Origin of the sequence: Candidatus Methanoperedens sp. (assembly GCA_012026795.1) — an archaeon.
GTDB lineage: Archaea > Halobacteriota > Methanosarcinia > Methanosarcinales > Methanoperedenaceae > Methanoperedens.
Genome location: VEPM01000065.1, coordinates 1 through 1,692, shown reverse-complemented (window position 1 = coordinate 1,692; position 1,692 = coordinate 1). Strand labels below are relative to the sequence as shown.

Here is a 1,692-nt window from a genome sequence, read left to right as displayed (position 1 = left end):
CCCACATTCCGCACATGGTGCCCGTTGATTTTATATAATCAAAATAAGAATCAACCGGCATGGAATATTCGAGTAAAAACATTGATCACCTTGGTATAGTAGCCGGTGTATGCAAAGAGATCGGACTGGCTCAAGCGATAGATAACCTTGTTGGCATAAATGAGAAACAAGTTGTGACCACTGGAGAGGCTGTTACAGCAATGGTAATAAATGCATTGGGTTTTGTGAATAGACCGCTCTATCTCTTTCCAGAGTTCATGAGAAATAAGCCTACTGAGCTCTTTTTTCGCAAAGATCTGAAGCCAGAAGATTTCAATGATGATACGATGGGAAGAAGTTTAGAAAGAGTATTTGAGAACAACCCGACAAAAATTTTCATGCATATTGCCCTTAAAACAGCCGATATATTTGGAATAAGTAGAAAGTTTCTTCACCTGGATACTACCACGATGAGCGTACATGGAGAGTATAAATTCGAAGACATCGATCAAGTGCCAATAGAAATAACCAACGGTTTCTCAAAAGACAAAAGGTTTGATCTGAAACAGTTCGTTATCTCTCTGATCACCAGCTCTCAGTCTGATTTCCCAGTTTGGATGGACGTTTTAAGTGGTAATTCTTCAGACAAAACGCATTTCCGTGATGTAATAAAAAAGTTCTCACAAGAACTCTCTAAACAGAATGAGAATACATACTTTGTCATGGATTCGGCCATGTATAGTGATGATACTATTAAGGAGATCTCACCTCTGGTCAAATGGATAAGCAGAGTTCCAGAGACTATTTCTCAAGCTAAAAAGTCAATAGAAGAAACAAGCATTGAAGAAATGAATAAAAGCAGCATTGAGGGCTATAGTTACAAGGAATATATGAATTCATATGGCGGAGTGGATCAGAAATGGCTGGTTATTTTCTCAGAGGAAGGTTATGGCCGAGAGATCAAGACTTTAAATAAAAATATAGACAAAGAAAAAGAAAAGATAGAGAAACAATTATGGCATTTTATGAATAACGAATTCAACTGCCAGGAAGATGGAGTTTCCGAGCTTAATAACCTGGTCGCGAAGTGGAAATACCATAAAATTAATGAAATCAATGCTGCGGAGGTTAATAAAACGGGAAAGAAGGGAAGACCAAAAAAAGATATGCAGAGCTTAAAAAAAGTCTATAAGATAAAAACAGAGTTTGTGAGAGATGAAACCAGAATCCAACTTGAGAGAATCAAGAAGGGAAGGTTCATTGTTGCTACAAATGATACAGGATTGGACAATAACGAAGCTCTAAAGGAATATAAGGGGCAGCAGAGCGTTGAGAGGGGCTTCAGATTCTTAAAAGATCCTTTATTCTTCGCATCATCGATATTTCTAAAGAAACCAGAGAGAATCGTGAGCCTGGCAATGGTTATGGTTCTGAGTTTACTCGTATATTCAGTTGCCCAATTGAAGTTGAGAAAGGCTCTTTCTGAACGCCATGAAGCAATTCCTGACCAGAAAGGAAAACCGACAGCAAATCCCACAATGAGGAGGGTCTTTCAGATTTTCGAGGGAATTACCCTGTTGATTGAATCAAGAAATGGAGTTGAAATAATCGTTGGCATGATGAATCTCAGAGAAATTCACAGGAAGATATTGGCACTTATGGGCTCAAATTATGAAAAAATGTATTTGTGTTAGGGGGTATGCGGAATGTGGG

1 protein-coding gene is annotated in these 1,692 nt (G+C 38.3%); it reads left to right on the top strand.

Annotated elements, in window-relative coordinates:
- Positions 1-59: 59 nt before the first annotated feature.
- Entirely contained in the window at positions 60-1,673 is a 1,614-nt protein-coding gene (locus tag FIB07_18165) for an IS1634 family transposase (GenBank protein ID NJD54768.1), read from the top strand.
- The last annotated feature ends 19 nt before the right edge of the window (positions 1,674-1,692 follow it).

Bases quoted from the DNA above. Each gene is read 5' to 3' on its own strand.
- FIB07_18165 (NJD54768.1), top strand. From the start codon at position 60: ATGGAATATTCGAGTAAAAACATTGATCACCTTGGTATAGTAGCCGGT.